At 46.3% G+C, this 17,442-nt stretch carries 21 protein-coding genes; 12 read left to right on the top strand and 9 right to left on the bottom strand.

Features of this window, described 5'->3' with window-relative positions:
* Positions 1 to 3: 3 nt before the first annotated feature.
* Complete coding sequence (gene lysA, locus Q7C_RS10680) at positions 4 to 1,251, bottom strand: diaminopimelate decarboxylase (protein WP_014704785.1); 1,248 nt, start codon at positions 1,249 to 1,251, stop codon at positions 4 to 6.
* A gap of 6 nt (positions 1,252 to 1,257) precedes the next feature.
* Positions 1,258 to 1,386: an LPS translocon maturation chaperone LptM gene (gene lptM, locus Q7C_RS13555; protein WP_014704784.1), complete on the bottom strand. Its 129-nt coding sequence runs from the start codon at positions 1,384 to 1,386 to the stop codon at positions 1,258 to 1,260.
* Positions 1,387 to 1,528: 142 nt separating this feature from the next.
* Between lptM and pilB the strand changes: the two genes are divergently transcribed.
* The 6 genes from pilB to yacG are packed head-to-tail and all read left to right on the top strand — an operon-like array spanning position 1,529 to position 6,953.
* Positions 1,529 to 3,247 (top strand): type IV-A pilus assembly ATPase PilB, encoded by a 1,719-nt coding sequence (pilB, locus tag Q7C_RS10675; protein WP_014704783.1) that lies wholly within the window; start codon positions 1,529 to 1,531, stop codon positions 3,245 to 3,247.
* 3 nt (positions 3,248 to 3,250) lie between these two features.
* A complete protein-coding gene (locus Q7C_RS10670) occupies positions 3,251 to 4,492 on the top strand; it encodes a type II secretion system F family protein (protein ID WP_014704782.1) in 1,242 nt (413 codons plus the stop codon).
* The gene (locus tag Q7C_RS10665; RefSeq protein WP_014704781.1) at positions 4,492 to 5,361 is read left to right on the top strand and encodes a prepilin peptidase; all 870 of its coding nucleotides are present in this window, start codon (positions 4,492 to 4,494) and stop codon (positions 5,359 to 5,361) included. Before Q7C_RS10670 ends, Q7C_RS10665 begins: the two co-directional genes overlap by 1 nt.
* Positions 5,362 to 5,364: 3 nt before the next feature.
* On the top strand, positions 5,365 to 5,976 hold the full coding sequence (gene coaE / locus Q7C_RS10660) for a dephospho-CoA kinase (protein ID WP_014704780.1): 612 nt from the start codon (positions 5,365 to 5,367) through the stop codon (positions 5,974 to 5,976).
* Positions 5,977 to 5,982: 6 nt separating this feature from the next.
* The gene (zapD, locus tag Q7C_RS10655; protein WP_014704779.1) at positions 5,983 to 6,759 is read left to right on the top strand and encodes a cell division protein ZapD; all 777 of its coding nucleotides are present in this window, start codon (positions 5,983 to 5,985) and stop codon (positions 6,757 to 6,759) included.
* Positions 6,759 to 6,953 (top strand): DNA gyrase inhibitor YacG, encoded by a 195-nt coding sequence (yacG, locus tag Q7C_RS13550; protein ID WP_014704778.1) that lies wholly within the window; start codon positions 6,759 to 6,761, stop codon positions 6,951 to 6,953. The genes zapD and yacG overlap by 1 nt, the downstream gene beginning before the upstream one ends.
* Here yacG and mutT read toward each other — a convergent pair.
* From mutT to Q7C_RS10630, 5 genes are all read right to left on the bottom strand, one after another.
* A complete protein-coding gene (gene mutT / locus Q7C_RS10650) occupies positions 6,910 to 7,350 on the bottom strand; it encodes an 8-oxo-dGTP diphosphatase MutT (RefSeq protein ID WP_014704777.1) in 441 nt (146 codons plus the stop codon). The genes yacG and mutT overlap by 44 nt on opposite strands.
* Complete coding sequence (locus tag Q7C_RS10645; RefSeq protein WP_014704776.1) at positions 7,347 to 7,532, bottom strand: zinc-finger domain-containing protein; 186 nt, start codon at positions 7,530 to 7,532, stop codon at positions 7,347 to 7,349. The genes mutT and Q7C_RS10645 overlap by 4 nt, the downstream gene beginning before the upstream one ends.
* Before the next feature lie 14 nt (positions 7,533 to 7,546).
* Positions 7,547 to 8,659 (bottom strand): quinolinate synthase NadA, encoded by a 1,113-nt coding sequence (gene nadA, locus Q7C_RS10640; protein WP_014704775.1) that lies wholly within the window; start codon positions 8,657 to 8,659, stop codon positions 7,547 to 7,549.
* 45 nt (positions 8,660 to 8,704) lie between these two features.
* Positions 8,705 to 10,486, bottom strand: coding sequence for an aspartate--tRNA ligase (aspS, locus tag Q7C_RS10635; protein WP_014704774.1), 1,782 nt, complete (start codon positions 10,484 to 10,486; stop codon positions 8,705 to 8,707).
* 96 nt (positions 10,487 to 10,582) lie between these two features.
* Complete coding sequence (locus Q7C_RS10630) at positions 10,583 to 10,822, bottom strand: FmdB family zinc ribbon protein (protein WP_014704773.1); 240 nt, start codon at positions 10,820 to 10,822, stop codon at positions 10,583 to 10,585.
* Positions 10,823 to 11,274: 452 nt separating this feature from the next.
* On the opposite strand from Q7C_RS10630, the gene Q7C_RS10625 reads away from it, so the two are divergent.
* The 5 genes from Q7C_RS10625 to Q7C_RS10605 all read left to right on the top strand — a co-directional run bounded on the left by Q7C_RS10625 (position 11,275) and on the right by Q7C_RS10605 (position 14,907).
* Complete coding sequence (locus Q7C_RS10625; RefSeq protein WP_014704772.1) at positions 11,275 to 11,718, top strand: plastocyanin/azurin family copper-binding protein; 444 nt, start codon at positions 11,275 to 11,277, stop codon at positions 11,716 to 11,718.
* A 165-nt stretch (positions 11,719 to 11,883) separates the two neighbouring features.
* A complete protein-coding gene (petA, locus tag Q7C_RS10620; protein WP_014704771.1) occupies positions 11,884 to 12,480 on the top strand; it encodes a ubiquinol-cytochrome c reductase iron-sulfur subunit in 597 nt (198 codons plus the stop codon).
* Positions 12,480 to 13,694: a cytochrome b gene (locus Q7C_RS10615; protein ID WP_014704770.1), complete on the top strand. Its 1,215-nt coding sequence runs from the start codon at positions 12,480 to 12,482 to the stop codon at positions 13,692 to 13,694. Before petA ends, Q7C_RS10615 begins: the two co-directional genes overlap by 1 nt.
* The gene (locus Q7C_RS10610; RefSeq protein WP_014704769.1) at positions 13,691 to 14,401 is read left to right on the top strand and encodes a cytochrome c1; all 711 of its coding nucleotides are present in this window, start codon (positions 13,691 to 13,693) and stop codon (positions 14,399 to 14,401) included. The genes Q7C_RS10615 and Q7C_RS10610 overlap by 4 nt, the downstream gene beginning before the upstream one ends.
* A 107-nt stretch (positions 14,402 to 14,508) precedes the next feature.
* Complete coding sequence (locus tag Q7C_RS10605) at positions 14,509 to 14,907, top strand: ClpXP protease specificity-enhancing factor (protein WP_014704768.1); 399 nt, start codon at positions 14,509 to 14,511, stop codon at positions 14,905 to 14,907.
* A 398-nt stretch (positions 14,908 to 15,305) separates the two neighbouring features.
* Here the strand turns inward: Q7C_RS10605 and Q7C_RS10600 are convergent, their stop codons facing one another.
* Complete coding sequence (locus tag Q7C_RS10600; protein ID WP_014704767.1) at positions 15,306 to 15,992, bottom strand: hypothetical protein; 687 nt, start codon at positions 15,990 to 15,992, stop codon at positions 15,306 to 15,308.
* Positions 15,993 to 16,065: 73 nt separating this feature from the next.
* Here Q7C_RS10600 and Q7C_RS10595 point away from each other — a divergent pair, with 73 nt between their 5' ends.
* Positions 16,066 to 16,515: a DUF302 domain-containing protein gene (locus tag Q7C_RS10595; RefSeq protein WP_014704766.1), complete on the top strand. Its 450-nt coding sequence runs from the start codon at positions 16,066 to 16,068 to the stop codon at positions 16,513 to 16,515.
* Between the two features lie 30 nt (positions 16,516 to 16,545).
* Here the strand turns inward: Q7C_RS10595 and Q7C_RS10590 are convergent, their stop codons facing one another.
* Positions 16,546 to 17,424 carry a quinoprotein dehydrogenase-associated putative ABC transporter substrate-binding protein gene (locus tag Q7C_RS10590; protein ID WP_014704765.1) on the bottom strand — a complete coding sequence of 293 codons (879 nt, stop codon included), beginning with the start codon at positions 17,422 to 17,424 and terminating at the stop codon, positions 16,546 to 16,548.
* Positions 17,425 to 17,442 lie beyond the last annotated feature (18 nt).

Below are 17,442 nucleotides of genomic sequence, written 5' to 3'. Positions count from 1 at the left end.
CATTTAGTCCTGCAAAATCTGCTCATTGGCAAACAGGCTTTCGATTGTCTCACGCGCACGAACCAAAGTAACGCTATCACCATCGACCATGATCTCAGGGGCACGTGGGCGCGAATTATAATTTGAACTCATCGTAAAACCATAAGCGCCAGCCGAGCGGATTGCCAATAAATCACCTTGGGCGATTGCCAGGCTGCGGTCTTTACCCAAAAAATCACCTGTTTCACAAACTGGCCCTACGATGTCGTAGTTTAACGCCTCACTCTGACGTGGTTGAACCGGATCAATGGCCATCCAGGATTGATATAACGATGGGCGCAGCAAATCATTCATCGCCGCATCCACAATCGCAAACCGTCGCTCATCCGTTGCCTTGATATATTCTACTTGTGTCACCAACAAGCCAGCATTCCCGGCGATAGCGCGTCCTGGCTCCAGTAAAATCTCCAATGACCGGCCTTGCAATAGAGACTGCATCGCTGCTGCGTAGGCAGCCGGTGTCGGCGGCGTTTCATCTTTGTAGTGAATCCCCAACCCACCCCCAATATCCAGATGATGAATGGAAATGCCTTGTTGCTCGAGCGTATCAATCAAGCCTAAAACCCGCTGCAAAGCGTCGACAAATGGCGTCACACTGGTTAGTTGTGAACCAATATGACAATCCACACCAACCACATCCAGATTGGGCATTGCCGCTGCCTGTTGATACACCGCTGGTGCCAAATTGATATCAATGCCAAATTTATTTTCTTTGAGTCCCGTTGAAATATAGGGATGTGTACCCGCATCGACATCTGGGTTAACGCGAATGGAGACCGGCGCCACTTTGTTCATTTCACCAGCAACGTGATTAATGCGTTCTAGTTCGGCAATCGATTCCACATTAAAACAGCGGATGTTCGCCGTTAAGGCATAGGCAATTTCTTCCGCCGTTTTACCCACGCCAGAAAATACCGTCCGCTCTGCTTCACCGCCTGCTGCCAGCACGCGGGCTAACTCACCGGCGGACACAATATCAAAGCCAGATCCAAGCCGCGCCAGCACATTTAAAACAGCCAGATTGGAGTTGGCTTTGACGGCGTAGCACACCAAATGCGGTTGCGCCGCAAACGCGGTATCAAATGCCCGCCAATGTTGTTCCAAAGCAGCCCGAGAATAAACATAAGCCGGCGTACCATGCGCCGCCGCGATGGCCGCAACCGCGACATTTTCAGCAAACAGCTCCCCATCGTGGTAATGAAAAATAGCCATGCTTTGTTACGCCACCTCAATTGTTTGTGCTTTGCCTTCAGGCAGATATAAATCGCCTTTTTGGCCACAGGCAGTCAGTAAACTAACCGTGCATAGGATAAGTGCCAGCGTTCGCCAGCCAGAAGATGTTTGCATCAGTGCTTCCCCGGTAAATGACATCGCAGAAACTATACGCGATCCTAACTATCTGCTTGAATCAGAAACTAGAAATTATCGCCTAACTCCCCTACTATTGCTGCATCGGCGACAGCATTATGTTAAGGAATCACGGCGAGTCATGGCAAATACATCCGTACCGATTCGATTAAGCGGTCTGGCCCGGCGGCTGGTAAATGAAGGCCTGCTTTCGGAAGAAGAAGCCCAATCTGCGCAAATGGCGGCCAAACAAGCGAAGCAATCGCTGGTTACCTATTTGGTTAATCACAAACTGTTATCCAGCCAAAAAATCGCGGATATTGCCTCTCAAGAATTCGGTGTTCCTCTATTTGATATCGATACCATGAATCTGGAACTGGCGCCGACCAGTTTGTTTCAGGAAAAATTGATTCGCCAGCATAACGCGCTGCCTTTATTTCAGCGGGGTAAACGATTATTTGTCGCCGTTTCAGATCCCACTAATCTGCAGGCGCTGGATGAATTTCAATTTAACACGGCATTAAATACTTATCCGGTTTTGGTTGATGAACAAAAACTGGCACTAAGTATTGAAAAAGCCTTAGACAAACGCGAACAACAACTAGACGAATTTGCCAATGCAGACCTTGATGATATTGATCTTGGTCCCGATGACGAGGTTGATCGTTCTGCTGACATTACCGAAAGCAATATTGATGACACCCCCGTTGTTCGGTTCATCAATGGCATCATGACCCAGTCTATCAAAGCAGGCGCTTCGGACATTCACTTCGAGCCATATGAAAATAAATACCGGGTTCGTATTCGTATTGATGGTATTTTGCATGAGACCAAGACCGCACCGGTTGCTTTAAGTGGCCGTATTGCAGCACGTTTAAAAGTGCTATCGCGAATGAATATTGCCGAAAGACGAGTCCCTCAAGATGGTCGCATGCGGCTGAAATTATCCAAAAACAAAGCCATCGACTTCCGGGTCAACACCATCCCAACGCTGTTTGGTGAAAAAATTGTATTACGGATCCTGGATCCAACCAGTGCACAGATGGGTATTGATGCGCTCGGTTATGAGGAAGACCAGAAACAAATCTTTCTCGATACCATGCATAAACCTTATGGCATGATTCTGGTTACTGGCCCGACGGGTAGCGGTAAAACCGTCTCGCTCTATACGGCTCTGAATATTCTCAATACCGATGATCGGAATATTTCAACCGCTGAAGACCCCGCAGAAATCAACTTGCCCGGCATTAACCAGGTGAATGTACATCCGCAAATCGGCCTCGACTTTTCACAATGTTTGCGGGCTTTTTTGCGTCAGGATCCCGATGTCATCATGGTCGGTGAGATCCGGGATCTGGAAACCGCTGAAATTGCGATTAAAGCGGCACAAACTGGTCATATGGTGTTCTCTACTCTGCATACTAATGATGCGCCACAAACCCTGACACGACTTGCCAATATGGGTGTGCCCGCCTTTAATATCGCCTCTGCCGTATCGCTCATCATTGCACAGCGGCTGGCTCGCCGATTGTGTCCCAAGTGCAAGCAGCCCGAGGATGTGCCTGCGGAAACTTTGCTAGCAGAAGGGTTCAGCCAACAACAAGTCGATACCGGTTTTAAACCGTACAAAGCCGTCGGGTGTGATTCCTGTACTGCCGGTTACAAAGGCCGCGTGGGGATTTATCAAGTAATGCCTGTTTCTGAAGAAATGGGTCGCATCATTATGGAAAATGGTAATGCCATCCAACTGGCCGATCAGGCTGAACAAGAAGGTATTGATGATTTACGGGCATCTGGACTGAAAAAAGTGGCGGCAGGCCTGACCAGTCTGGAAGAAATTAATCGCGTGATTAAGGAATAGGTCATGGCGCAAGCGGTAGCAGCGAAGAAAAAACGAGAACCAGCGCCGACGCTTTATCTCTGGCAGGGCACCAACAAGCAAGGGCGGCGGGTCAAAGGACAGATGACGGGAGAAGGTGTGCAAGCAGTTCGTGCCGATCTGCGCCGTCAGGGCATTACACCGTTAAAAGTGCGCAAGAAACCCAAGGACTTGTTTGCGCCAAGAAAACCGCCTATCAAACCCGCCGACATTGCCATTTTCAGCCGAATGCTGGCCACCATGATGTCTTCTGGCGTGCCGTTAATGCAATCCATGCAAATCATTGGCGAAGGCCATGAGAATGCCTCCATGCAAGAGATGATTCTTAGCATTAAGGCAGATGTGGAATCAGGCACTAGTCTTGCCGAATCTTTATCAAAATTCCCGCTTCACTTTAATGACCTCTACGTAAGCCTTGTCAATGCCGGTGAACAATCAGGCACGCTGGAAGCGTTGTTACACGAAATTGCCACCTATCAGGAAAAAACGGAAGCCCTTAAAGCCAAAATTCGTAAAGCATTGGTGTATCCGGCTGCCATTATCGTCGTGGCTTTCATCGTGACCGCCATATTGATGATTTTTGTTATTCCTCAGTTTGAATCTTTGTTTACCGGATTTGGCGCTGATCTGCCTGGCCTGACCAAGTTGGTTATCTCGATTTCTGAGGTTTTCCAAGAGAAATGGTGGCTGATATTCGGGGTGCTGATTGGCACGGTTGTCGGCTTTATGATGGCCAAGAAACGCTCTCGCAAAGTACAACACTTTCTGGATCGCTTAACCCTCAAATTGCCGGTTATCGGCGAGGTGATGACCAAAGGTGCCATCGCCCGGTTTTCCCGGACATTTTCGGTCATGTTTAAAGCGGGGGTGCCAATGGTAGATGCGATGACATCTGTAGCCGGTGCGACGGGCAATATAGTTTATACCGATGCCACACTCGCCATGCGCGATGATGTGGCAACCGGAACACAGCTTAACAAAGCCATGGTTGATACCGAGTTATTTCCCAATATGGTGATTCAAATGGTCGCGATTGGTGAGGAATCGGGGTCTTTGGACTCGATGCTGGCGAAAGTTGCTGATTTCTTCGAGCGCGAAGTGGATGATGCCGTCGATAACATGACCGCCTTACTTGAACCACTCATTATGGCCTTTCTGGGTGTGGTTGTGGGTACGCTGGTTATTGCCATGTATCTGCCGATATTCAAGCTTGGCGCGGTGGTGTAATGCCGGTTGTCGATTTGCTAGTCAGTTCAACGCTGGCTTTTGTAATAACAGCCACTATTTTAGGATTGCTGATTGGCAGCTTTTTAAATGTCGTCATCCACCGCATCCCCCTTATCATGCAACGCGACTGGGAGCGACAATGTCATGAGCTAATGGATTCCAAGGCCCCGACACAATCGACACTGACACTGAGCCGCCCTCGTTCTCGTTGTCCTGATTGTGGCAAGGCTATTCCCGCCTTGGATAATATTCCTATCCTGAGTTACCTGATCCTTGGTGGGCGCTGCCGGGCATGTCGGGCGCCGATTTCGATTCGCTATCCACTGATCGAATTATTAACTGGTGTTTTGTCGGCGATTGTAGCGGCTCACTTTGGGTTTAGCTGGGCATGCCTTGGCGCTTTATTACTCACCTGGCTATTGATTGCGCTGACCTTTATTGATGTTGATAAACAGCTGTTACCTGACAACTTAACCCTGCCGCTACTCTGGATGGGGTTGGTATTCAACCTATTTAATGTTTTTACGGATCTGACCTCGGCAGTGATAGGCGCTATCTCTGGCTATATGGCGCTATGGCTGGTTTATCAACTATTTCGACTGATTACGGGCAAAGAAGGCATGGGCTACGGTGATTTCAAATTACTGGCGGCTTTAGGCGCTTGGCTGGGCTGGCAGTTTTTACCCGTCATTATTATTTTGTCGTCATTAGTGGGGGCAGTGCTTGGAATTTGCCTTATCCTGTTTAAACAGCATCAACATAGTCAGCCGATCCCGTTTGGCCCCTATCTGGCTGCAGCTGGCTGGCTGGCCTTGATATGGGGCGAACAACTTAATCATGCCTATTTACGGCTGGCAGGACTGGCTTGACTGATGCTCAGGGTTGGCCTCACTGGCGGCGCGGCTAGTGGCAAAAGTACCGTTTGCAAGTTATTAGCCGAAGGCGGCGCAAAAATTATCGATGCAGATAGGCTGGCAAAAGAATTGTCTGCGCCGGATCAGCCAGCTTGGCGCAGTATCTTGCAAACGTTTGGCAACCAGTATGCGCTGGATGATGGCCAGTTGGACCGTAAGGCATTGAGAGAATTGATTTTTACGGATGAAGCGGCACGGTCTAAATTAGAACAGATCCTGCATCCGCCGATTAGAAAAGCGATAATAGCGCAAATGCATAATGCAACGGCAGATTTGGTCGTCATTGCGGTGCCATTACTGATAGAAGCACAAATGCAGGATTTGTTTGACCGAATATTAGTGATTACGGCTGACGATAAAGTGAAACAACAGCGCTTACAACAACGGGATGCGATTTCCCCCCAGTTGGCGAGACAGATCCTTAATGCACAGATTGATGAGCAACGCAGATTACACTATGCTGATGACATCATTGATAACAATCACAGCCAGCATGCATTAGCATCACAGGTTGAAATGTTGCTGAAGGTATATCGGCAACACTGTCATTTTAATAAACCAGCCCAATGAACTGACGTGTCTGAGAATACAACGACTATTTACGAACAGCCCCTTAATGAGCGTATTCGGACTTTCTTGCGTCTGGAGTTTTTATTCGCTCGTATTCATCACAGCATCCAACGCGATGAGATTTTCAGTCACCGTGAAGCTATTGATGCCATGCTCAACGTCTTGAGCATCTTTGAACGCAGTGATTTAAAAGCTGAGATTATCAAAGAAGTTGAGCGACTGGTTACGACCTTATCTGCACTTGAAAATACGCCCGGCGTTGATCGTCAGGCACTCGATCTGCTGTTGGCCGAGCTGGATCAAACGCTGGATGCCTTGCAAATTCGTAAAGCCGGTATTGGCCAGGCGTTAAAAGAAAACGAGTTTTTATACAGTATTCGTCAGCGTTCCAGTATTGCTGGCGGTACCTGTGATTTTGATTTACCCGCTTATCATTACTGGTTACAGCACACGCCTCTGGCTGATCGGCATAATCAATTACGCTATTGGCTGGAGCAGTTTGTTGCAGTTGAAGCCGCCATTGATATCAGTTTAAGACTGATTCGTGGCAGTACTGGGTTTAGTGATGCCCAGGCTGAGAACGGTTTTTTCCAACGCTCACTCGATGGTAACCAGCCCTGTCAGTTAATTCGCGTCATGATCAACACACAGGCAGCCTATTTCCCTGAAATTAGTGGTGGCAAACATCGGTTTACCGTGCGTTTTATGTTATTTGATATTAATCAGCGACCGCAGCAGATCAACCAAGATGTGCCGTTCCGACTCAGCTGTTGCAATATGTAATGATGGTTACCCAAGTTGAATGCCCGAATTGCGGTCAAAAAGTAGCTTGGTCAACTGAGAATAAGTGGCGACCTTTCTGTTGCGAACGCTGCAAGCTGATTGATTTGGGTGACTGGGCAGCAGAAAATCACCGGATTGCGGGCGAGTCTGTCACTCCACCGGAAGATCCGGCTTTTCCTTACGAGAAACACTGAGCTGTTCACACTGTTGAAGCGCAGTTATGATTGGTGCATTGGCTGCGGGAAAGTCGTGCTCAGCCAAAGCCGCTAAGGTACACCACTTTATTTTCTGACCCTCTCGACCATGCGCCTCACCGTCAAATTCCGTCACCAACCACACATCCAAGGTAACTCGACGATCAGCATAATCATGCCTGATTCGGGTAAGCTCGGTTGCCGAAATGACGTTAATACCCACTTCTTCAAACAATTCCCGCGTCAATGCTGCTTCACGACTTTCGCTGGGTTCACGTTTGCCGCCAGGAAACTCCCACAAATCTCCCTGATGCTGATCAGGGCGCCGATGCGCAATCAGAATTTCCGCATTTTCATTGATGACCACGCCGACGGCAACCTGCAGCTGAGACATCATTTTTTAGCCAATTTATAAAGTGTGCCGCAGTAAGGGCAGCGCACTTCATCCCGATCTTCCAGAGAGAGATAAACGCGCGGATGTGAATTCCATAAAACCATCTCAGGTAAAGGACAGCTCAACGGCAAATCTTTGGGCTGGACTTGATAGTATTTACCAACCTTGGTCTGTTTCGCATCCATGATGCGGCTCCCGATTATATTGGCAGATCCAACATGCGTTGCAAAGCCAGCTTGGCTTGAGCTGCCGTATCTGGCTCAACGGAAACCTGATTGACCACATGGCCTTCCAGCAGGTTTTCAAGTACCCATAACAAATGCTGAGGATCAACCCTGAACATGGTTGAACACATACATACCGTTGGTGACATAAAGTGGACAGACTTGCCCTCTGCTGAAAATTGCTCGTGCAAGCGATTAACCAGATTCAGTTCTGTCCCTACCAGCCAGCGGGTTCCCGGCTCACTCTCAGCAATAGTTCTGACAATGTATTCTGTCGAACCAACATAATGCGACTTTTGACAGACCTCAAAACTACATTCCGGGTGAGAAATGACTTTGGTCTCTGGATATTTTTTCAGAAAATTATCTATCTGTACGGGCTGAAACATCTGGTGCACAGAACAAAACCCTTTCCAGAGGATCATCTTGGCATTTTTCAATGCTTCTGGGGTTAAGCCCCCCATCGGTTTGTCAAAATCCCAAACCACCATTTCTTCGAGTGGAATGCCCATTTTGAAGCCCGTATTACGACCGAGATGCTGATCCGGAAAGAACAGAATTTTCTCGCGCTGCGAAAATGCCCAATCAAGCACATGCGGCGCATTGGTCGAGGTACAGACGATACCACCATGCTTGCCACAAAATGATTTTAAGTCTGCTGCAGAATTAATGTAGGTAATCGGTGTGACCAGGGTATCAGGATCAAATACCGCCGACATTTCCTGCCAGGCTTTGTCCACATTGATTCGGTTGGCCATATCTGCCATAGAACAGCCAGCTGCCATATCTGGCAGAATGGCAATCTGATCCGGCCGGGACAAAATGTCAGCAACCTCCGCCATAAAATGCACCCCGCAAAAGACAATGTAGCGCGCATCTGATGAGGCAGCATTACGGGATAATTTCAGCGAGTCTCCGGAATAATCAGCATGACGAAATACTTCGTTGCGCTGATAATGATGGCCCAAAATAACAAGATCCTCACCTAGGGCTTGCTTCGCTTCGATAATTCGCTGTTCACACTCGCTATCATCAAGCGAAAAATAGTCTTCAAACGGGATCGGGCTACTGATTACATCAACTGCCATGATTCACCTCTCTACACTCAACGCTGCAGTTGGCCGGCTGCCTGCCTATTCGGCAAGCACCGGTTTCCGCAGACGAATATTTAGCTCTTTAAGCTGTTCTTCAGCGACCTTTCCGGGCGCATCGGTCAACAAACAGGCTGCTGACTGTGTTTTCGGAAAGGCCATGACATCCCGGATCGACGCGGATCCTGTCATTAACATTACCAGCCTGTCGAGACCAAACGCCAGTCCACCATGCGGTGGGCAACCATATTTTAAAGCTTGTAACAGGAAGCCAAACTTTTCTTCCGCTTCTTCTGGTCCAATATCCAGCATTTCAAACACTTGCTTTTGTACATCACTATGATGAATACGCATTGAGCCACCACCCAGCTCCGTGCCATTTAACACCATGTCATAAGCACGTGATAAGCATTTGCCCGGATCCGATTGTAATAAGCCCAAATCCGCTTCACGTGGCGCTGTAAACGGATGGTGCAAAGCATACCAGCGCTTGGTTTTTTCATCCCATTCAAACATTGGGAATTCAACAACCCAAAGTGGCTTCCAGCCTCGCTCAACCATGTCCAGATCATGTCCCACTTTGACCCGTAACGCGCCTAAAGATTCATTTACGGTGGTGGCTTTATCGGCGCCAAAGAAAATCAGATCGCCTGTTTCTGCTGCTGTACGTTGCAAAATCGCCTCAACGACCTCATCTGGCAAAAACTTCAGGATTGGCGATTGCAGACCTTCTCGGCCAGCACTGAGATCATTAATCTTGATATAGGCAAGCCCTTTCGCACCGTAAATACCAACAAACTTGGTGTAATCGTCAATCTCTTTCCGCGTTAAGGCGTTACCTCCCGGCACCCTCAACGCAGCAACCCGGCCATTATCATCCTGCGCTGGTGATGAGAATACTTTGAAATCAACGGATTGCATCAGATCGCTGACTTCAACCAACTCTAATGGAATACGCAGATCCGGCTTGTCACTGCCAAAACGTGCCATGGCTTCAGAATAAGCCATGCGTGGGAACGGGTTTGGTAATGCTTCTTCTAAAACATTAGCAAATAGATTACGAATCATCTCTTCCATCATCTGCATCAGATCTTCTTCAGAGACAAATGACGTTTCAATATCTAACTGGGTGAATTCGGGTTGGCGATCCGCACGTAAGTCTTCATCACGGAAACAACGCACTATCTGATAGTAGCGATCCATACCTGAAACCATCAGTAATTGTTTAAACAACTGTGGCGATTGTGGCAAAGCAAAAAACTCACCGGGATGGGTTCGACTTGGCACCAGATAATCACGCGCACCTTCCGGCGTTGCCCGGGTCAGGATCGGCGTTTCTATATCCAGAAACCCCTGTTCATCCAAATAATGACGCAATTCTCTGGTGATTTTTGAGCGGAAACGCAACTTTTGCTGCATCTCAGGGCGACGTAAATCAATGTATCGATGTCTCAAACGAACATCTTCACTGACATCAATCTGTTCAGATAGCGGAAATGGCGGCGTTTCAGCGCTATTTACGATTGTCACCGACTTAGCAATGATTTCGATCTGACCACTTTTTAAATCCGGGTTTTCACTGCCTGCAGGTCGAGGCCGGACAACACCCTCAATTTGCAATACATACTCACTTCGAACTTTTTCGGCCACAGCAAAACTGTCCGCATCTTCTGGATTACAGACAACCTGAACCAAGCCTTCACGATCACGCAGATCAATAAAAATCACCCCGCCATGATCCCGGCGGCGGTGCATCCAGCCAGCAACAGAAACAGATTGACCGGTCAGCGATTCATTGACCTCGCCGCAATAGTGACTTCGCATAATATTTCCAGTTTAAATTGATTTAAAAATATAGTTGGCTACAGTAAGCCAAGTTAAAAAACACCGCTCGCCATTTGGCTTATGCTGGTTTACCACTTAATTAGTGGTTGTCTCGCTACCTTTCGAACCTGAGTCAGCAAGGTTACGTTTTTCGCCCGATTTAAAATCAGTTTCATACCACCCCTGACCTTTAAGCCGGAATCCCGCTGCCGAAATGCGTTTTCTCAAAGCGGGTTGCTGACATGCGGGACACTCACGCAATGGTGCATCACTGATTTTTTGCAGCGCTTCCAGCTCATGACCACACTGATCACATAGGTATTCATAGAAAGGCATGATTTTTCTCCATCATACTTACGCTTAAGTCAAGCAAGAGCTGATATAGGGCGATGCATGTGTTATTTCAAGTTAAATAGTCTAATTATAACCAAATGCAGCCATTACGTCTGTTTGTTAACCCAAAAGTGATTCCAGAACAAATGTCGGGACTCTATCCTGTGTCAAATCACACACACTTAAAATGGCGCAACAAAAAGCAATAAAATAACACTATGATTTTTAATGTTAAATAGCCACAACGTGACTTTCCCCCCTAACAAAAACAAAGAACAGAAGCCCTTTATTTAGACAAATTCCCACAACTGAAGGTAAAATTACCCTCCAAATTGATGGTTAAATTCTATTAATTAAGTGAAATAACACACTGTTCAGTGGGTGTTCAGCTTTTTTTTGTATCATTCACCCAGCGAACAAAGAAAACCTTTGAAGAAATGTTAAGAGGAACAACTATGAAATTTGCTAAAACAATGGCTGGTATTTTGATGGGCACATCCGCTATGTTCTCTGCAGCAACAATGGCAGAAACACATGTCGTCAATGCATCTTTGACTTCTTTTGACCCACTAGTCATTAAAATACAACCCGGTGACACGGTTAAATGGGATCGAATGAATGGTCACCTTGTTAATACTAAATTTACTGACTCAAAAGGTGTCACAGAATATCTTCCAGAAGGTGCCGAGGGTTTCATGTCCCAAATGGGTGAAAACTTTGAAACTCAACCTTTAACTGTAGAGGGTGTATATCTTTATAAGTGTGATCCTCATTGGGGTGCTGGTATGGGCGGGGCAATCATTGTTGGAGAACCCACTAACCTTCAAGCAATCGTCGACTCTAAACCCAAAGGTGCACTAAAAAGATTGGTGAAAAAAACACAAAAAGCAGTTGAATAACGCACTACTTTTACCTGTGCTCTTGAAAAAGCCCGCTTAAGCGGGCTTTTTTGATCCTAATTGGCAGCGGCTATGTTAAAATTCCGTGGATTTAACGTCAGTAAGTGCGCCTTAATAACAGCATACCTGACACCGCATTAATCAGTATCAGGGGATAAGCATCTGATGAGTAACAACGTAGATACTGGCAAACGGCGATTCTTGACCGCTGCAGCCAGTGTGGTCGGCGGTGCTGGCGCCATCGCGGTCGCCGTTCCGTTTGTATCATCGATCAAGCCAAGTGCCAAAGCACAGGCAGCCGGCGCACCGGTTCTGGTCGATATCAGTCAATTAGAAACCGGGCAATTACTGACAGTTGAATGGCGGGGTAAGCCGGTTTGGATTTACCGTCGTAGTGAAGACGTGCTTGATGCACTGGCGACTTTAGACGAGAGCTTGCGCGATCCAGATAGTAGCAAGGCAAAACAACAACCCGACTATTGTGAAAATGAAACCCGCTCAATCCGTGAAGAAGTAATGGTCCTTGTTGGTATTTGTACCCACTTAGGCTGTTCACCGACTTACCGTCCTGAGCTAGCGCCAGCTGATTTAGGTTCGGAATGGAAAGGCGGTTTCTTCTGCCCTTGTCATGGTTCCAAATTTGATTTGGCTGGCCGCGTTTATCAGGGCGTACCCGCACCGATAAATCTCGAGGTGCCTCCCTATCACTTCCAAGGTGATAACACCGTCATCGTTGGTGAAGACGCCAAAGGAGCTGCGTAATGGCCAAATTGATGGATTGGGTCGATGCCCGGTTTCCCGCCAGTAAAATGTGGCGAGAGCACCTCTCCGAATACTATGCGCCAAAAAACTTCAACTTCTGGTACTTCTTTGGTTCATTAGCTTTACTCATTCTGGTCATGCAAATTGTGACCGGAATTTTTCTAACCATGAATTACAAACCGGATGCCGATCTGGCCTTTGCCTCTGTTGAATACATCATGCGTGATGTCGAATGGGGGTGGCTGATTCGTTATCTGCATTCGACCGGTGCTTCGGCATTTTTCGTGGTGATATATCTGCATATGTTCCGTGGCCTGATTTATGGGTCCTATAAACAACCACGTGAGCTCATCTGGATATTTGGTATGTTGCTTTACGTTGTCCTGATGGCTGAAGCATTTATGGGATATTTATTGCCATGGGGACAAATGTCTTACTGGGGCGCACAGGTCATTATCTCCCTTTTCGGCGCCATTCCTGTGGTTGGTGAAGAACTGGCATTGTGGATTCGGGGTGACTTCGTTGTTGCGGATGCCACATTGAATCGTTTTTTTGCTTTTCACGTTATCGCCTTACCGATTGTGTTATTAGGCTTAGTTGTCATGCATATTCTCGCGCTGCATGAAGTCGGCTCTAACAATCCGGATGGGGTTGAGATTAAGAAAACCAAAGATGCCAATGGCAAGCCACTGGATGGCATTCCGTTCCATCCTTACTATACGGTTAAGGATTTGGTTGGCGTGGTCGCCTTCCTGTTTATTTTTGCCTTGGTGTTGTTTTACATGCCTGAGGGGGGCGGCTGGTTCCTTGAAAAAGACAACTTCGTGCCGGCGGATCCACTGAAAACACCGGAGCATATTGTGCCGCTCTGGTATTTCACGCCGTTCTATGCCATTTTGCGCGCGGTTCCCGATAAACTCTGGGGTGTCATTGCGATGGGACTAGCGATTGTAGTTCTGTTCCTGCTGCCATGGCTGGATCGCAGCAAAGTTCGTTCTGTTCGCTATCGTGGTCCGGCTTTCCGAACCGCATTGGTCTTGTTTGTTATTAGTTTCTTAGCATTAGGTTATCTGGGTACGCAACCGGCAACTGGTCTCTACACTATGTTGGCGAGAGTGTTCACGTTTATCTATTTCGCGTTTTTCATTCTGATGCCGATTTACACGAAGTTGGATAAAGACAAACCGGTACCAGAAAGGGTGACTTTCCAATGAAACTGCTAATGACCGGCGCTTTGATGGCGTTAATGACTCTGTTTTCTATTTCATCAATGGCGGCCTCCAGTGGTACGCCAGTTGATTCGTTTGACGTGGACTTGTATGACAAAGCGTCATTACAACGCGGCGCACAAATTTTTACCAATTATTGCCTGAGCTGCCACTCAGCCTCATATATGCGCTATAACCGCATGGCAAAAGATTTGGGCATGAGTGAGGATTTAGTGCTCAACAACCTCATGTTTACTACCGATAAAATTGGTGACCCGATGACCGTGGCGATGCGCCCGGAGGATGCGAAAAAATGGTTTGGTGTTGTGCCACCGGATCTTTCTGTGATTGCCCGAGCCCGTGGCACGGATTGGCTTTACAGTTATCTGCGTCACTTTTATCTGGATGACTCCCGCCCCATGGGCACTAATAACCTGTTTTTGGTTAATGCAGGTATGCCGCACGTTCTCTGGGAGCAACAAGGTTTTCTGGCTGAAAACGAAGACCATCAGTTGGCAATAGCGCAAACAGGTCAGTTGACAGAAAGACAATATGACCAATACGTTGGTGATTTAGTAAATTTCCTAGCTTATATCGGCGAACCCTCAAAGCTACAACGCTTGGCACTGGGTAAGTGGGTTCTGCTCTATCTGGCATTTTTCTTCATCATCGCGGTTGCCCTGAAAAAGGCTTACTGGAAAGATGTCCATTAAACGCCGGTTAACGCGCCTTGCTTGTCACACGGCCAGCTCAATCAAAGATGGTTTTCGTTGTGCGCAAGGCGTAAACTGCATCCAGTGATGATGTTTGGTAGTTCGTGATGACACCACAAAAACCCTATTTAATCCGTGCGATTTACGACTGGTTGCTGGATAACCAATGTACGCCTTATCTATTGGTTAATACAGAAATAGAAGGCGTGGTGGTTCCGGCTGCGTATATCAAGGATAATCGCATTGTCTTAAATCTGGCACCCGATGCCATTCATCAATTGCAAATGGATAATGAGTGGATTAGCTTTTCTGCTCGTTTCTCTGGCAAGGCGATGGAGTTATTTATCCCAACAACGGCCGTACAGGCTATTTATGGCAAGGAAAATAACGAAGGCATGTTTTTTCCCGAAGAACTTCAGTCACCGCCACCAAGTGATCCTAAACCGCCAAGCTCACCACCACCAGGCACCACAAGCGGCAAACCACAATTGAAAGTGGTCAAATAACGTAGTCCATTTTTTATATTTAATCGGTCGTCTTATTCTGTTTTAGCATCAGGTTAAGTTAAATAGCCTAATTTAATTCCCTCAGCAGAGATAAGAGAACGAGAATTATGGTTGAGAGAGGCCGACACTCGGAAGCGCTACAATGTCACTTTGCTGTTCGTTCGATTGTACCCCGTCATATCAGAGTTCTTTTACTTGTTTCGCTGCCAAGGCGAATTTCATCATCGCTACTTTTTGCGATTGGGAGAACTATCTTACCGTTTGCTGCCAACAAATAATGATATTCGAGAGCCATTGCTCACCCTATTAGAATGCCAACACATATTACGCGCTTTGCTTAAAACGACGCTTAAAAAGCACACCAATAATCATGGCCTTCGATTTAACTTTAATATACTTTAGTGTTCTGGCCGATAATCAAATAATGTAACTGTTTCGTCAATTAATGGCACTTGCTCACCATCCCATGTCAAGCCATCAGGAACGACCGTTCTAATTTGATAAATCTCACCTGGAACTGCTTCAGATAGCGTAAAAATATAATACTTTCCGGCATACAGTTTATAGCGACCATTTTTAGGATCATCAACATAAGGTTGAATCGTATATTGCGTTGCTTCTACCTTTTTTCCTTGATAGTCAATCTCGACTTGTTTTTTATCCGCGCCCGCAGCCATTGCCCAACGAAGTTTTCGTTGAAAATAGCGCCACTCACCGCCCGTGAGACGATCCATTTCATGCACATCAAACTCTAAAAAATAAACAAAAATAGGGTTACCGCGCTGATCATTCATCGCTTGATATGGGCGATTATGCTTGCCAGTGAAGAACTCAAACTGCGTATCACGGCGACCTGTATTTCGAATATTATCAACCGACATAACAATCGTATCTTCCCGGTTACCTTCTGTGTAACTCGTTTTCTGATACTTATATGTCAGTTTTGCTGATTCATTAATGTTTTTAAGGTGAGATTTGTCGAACAAGGCATTATTTATTTCCGAGTAACCTGGTACCGCATAAGCCTGGCCAAAACAGCTTAAAAGCATACAAAAAAGTATCACGGCAAAACGGGTTTTCATCATTTTCTCTCTCCCATAAAACAGACTATTTGATGTTATTCTGTCACTGAACTGAATATTAAAGGCCATTTTTGTTATGCCAATATCCTGGTTTAAATACGCTTTTCTTTCTGTAGCATGGCTCACCTTCGCGGGTTGTCAGGCGAATCAACTAAATGTTTATCAATCGATAAGCCCTTATAATTTTGAAGACACGCTACTGAGCCTGGATATAGCAATATCAGAGTACAACTATCGTATTATTCATCGTAGTGATATTGGTCAAGCAATACGTGACCGAGGCGATCCGAACTTTCCATTAGCTACCATTATTAGTTTCTGCAATATCACTTACGCTAAAGAAATGATGCTGATTGATGATCATCTGATCAATGAAATGCCTTGTACGATTGCCGTTCGTGAAACATCCCAAGGCGTCATCGTCAGTGGTCGGTTAATGCAGGAAAAAGGACGCGGTGAGCAGCGCAACTTTTCCACCAAAATTAACGGTAACCTAAGGCATATCATAGATGCGGCCACGCTATGACGGGCCGCATTCTGAAAAGTAAATCACCTGTTAATCGTCATCATCTTTGCGAATCCGCTTAGCAGGGGTCGGACTAACATTTTCTAAAGAAGGTAAATTGTATTCAGCAATGATTGCATCAATATCATCTTGACGCTTCTCAATAAATTTATTTAACAATGCCGTCCATTTTGGTTCGCCATAACGCGTTCCCATACTAAAAGCAAATACATGGCGTTGCCCCAACTCATTCAGCGGCTTAACCGCAATATCAACATCTTGTCTGGCTCCATAATAGCCAGCGATAGGCCCCCACATAGGAACAACATCGACTTTACCTGCAGCAAGATCTTCGATAATTCTTCCTGGGGTCACATCCCAACCACCAGCCATCATTTGATAATAAACAATGTTATCGGCTAAGCCCATGTCAACGATATGCTTTGTCGTTAACGCACGATCAAACAGGCCAATTTTCAGAGGACCATGCTGTTCATTTGCCATTTTAATATCGGTCAACTTATTGATGTCATAACCTTCTCCGCTCCGATAAGCAACTACTTCTATAGACTCATAATAAGGATTTGTAGTTTTGACGAAATCAGATGTCTCAGAAATATTAAATGCTACGTCACACATATAGCGAGCTTCGGTTGGATGTTCTTTTTTTAACGTATTTCGCGCAAAGCCAATTCGCTGAGGAAACCAATAATACTCTACGGGTATACCTAACTCTTCACCTAAAAGGGCTGCAATTTTATTATCAAAGCCTTCAAGATCACCATTAGAGTAAGGCATATTGTTTTTGTCAGCACAAACACGTAAAACCTCTTGTCCCTTTAACGGCTCCAAGTCTGCAGCATTAGCTGAACCTATTGCTGTCACAAACAAACCGCCTAATAAAACTGTCCACTGCTGTCGCTTAATCATTACTTTTTCCTTATCATT

This window comes from Methylophaga frappieri, from assembly GCF_000260965.1.
Lineage (GTDB): Bacteria > Pseudomonadota > Gammaproteobacteria > Nitrosococcales > Methylophagaceae > Methylophaga > Methylophaga frappieri.
This window is presented reverse-complemented; position numbering and strand designations above follow the sequence as displayed.

Excerpts from the sequence above, each read along its gene's own strand:
- mutT (WP_014704777.1), bottom strand. The coding sequence starts at position 7,350 with ATGATGTCTCAGCTGCAGGTTGCCGTCGGCGTGGTCATCAATGAAAAT.
- aspS (WP_014704774.1), bottom strand. The coding sequence starts at position 10,486 with ATGCGAAGTCACTATTGCGGCGAGGTCAATGAATCGCTGACCGGTCAA.
- Q7C_RS10665 (WP_014704781.1), top strand. The coding sequence starts at position 4,492 with ATGCCGGTTGTCGATTTGCTAGTCAGTTCAACGCTGGCTTTTGTAATA.
- Q7C_RS10610 (WP_014704769.1), top strand. The coding sequence starts at position 13,691 with ATGAAACTGCTAATGACCGGCGCTTTGATGGCGTTAATGACTCTGTTT.
- petA (WP_014704771.1), top strand. The coding sequence starts at position 11,884 with ATGAGTAACAACGTAGATACTGGCAAACGGCGATTCTTGACCGCTGCA.
- Q7C_RS10625 (WP_014704772.1), top strand. The coding sequence starts at position 11,275 with ATGAAATTTGCTAAAACAATGGCTGGTATTTTGATGGGCACATCCGCT.
- Q7C_RS10590 (WP_014704765.1), bottom strand. The coding sequence starts at position 17,424 with ATGATTAAGCGACAGCAGTGGACAGTTTTATTAGGCGGTTTGTTTGTG.
- Q7C_RS10645 (WP_014704776.1), bottom strand. The coding sequence starts at position 7,532 with ATGGATGCGAAACAGACCAAGGTTGGTAAATACTATCAAGTCCAGCCC.
- coaE (WP_014704780.1), top strand. The coding sequence starts at position 5,365 with ATGCTCAGGGTTGGCCTCACTGGCGGCGCGGCTAGTGGCAAAAGTACC.
- nadA (WP_014704775.1), bottom strand. The coding sequence starts at position 8,659 with ATGGCAGTTGATGTAATCAGTAGCCCGATCCCGTTTGAAGACTATTTT.
- Q7C_RS10615 (WP_014704770.1), top strand. The coding sequence starts at position 12,480 with ATGGCCAAATTGATGGATTGGGTCGATGCCCGGTTTCCCGCCAGTAAA.
- Q7C_RS10670 (WP_014704782.1), top strand. The coding sequence starts at position 3,251 with ATGGCGCAAGCGGTAGCAGCGAAGAAAAAACGAGAACCAGCGCCGACG.
- yacG (WP_014704778.1), top strand. The coding sequence starts at position 6,759 with ATGATGGTTACCCAAGTTGAATGCCCGAATTGCGGTCAAAAAGTAGCT.
- Q7C_RS10630 (WP_014704773.1), bottom strand. The coding sequence starts at position 10,822 with ATGCCTTTCTATGAATACCTATGTGATCAGTGTGGTCATGAGCTGGAA.
- Q7C_RS10605 (WP_014704768.1), top strand. The coding sequence starts at position 14,509 with ATGACACCACAAAAACCCTATTTAATCCGTGCGATTTACGACTGGTTG.
- lptM (WP_014704784.1), bottom strand. The coding sequence starts at position 1,386 with ATGCAAACATCTTCTGGCTGGCGAACGCTGGCACTTATCCTATGCACG.
- pilB (WP_014704783.1), top strand. The coding sequence starts at position 1,529 with ATGGCAAATACATCCGTACCGATTCGATTAAGCGGTCTGGCCCGGCGG.
- Q7C_RS10600 (WP_014704767.1), bottom strand. The coding sequence starts at position 15,992 with ATGATGAAAACCCGTTTTGCCGTGATACTTTTTTGTATGCTTTTAAGC.
- Q7C_RS10595 (WP_014704766.1), top strand. The coding sequence starts at position 16,066 with ATGCCAATATCCTGGTTTAAATACGCTTTTCTTTCTGTAGCATGGCTC.
- lysA (WP_014704785.1), bottom strand. The coding sequence starts at position 1,251 with ATGGCTATTTTTCATTACCACGATGGGGAGCTGTTTGCTGAAAATGTC.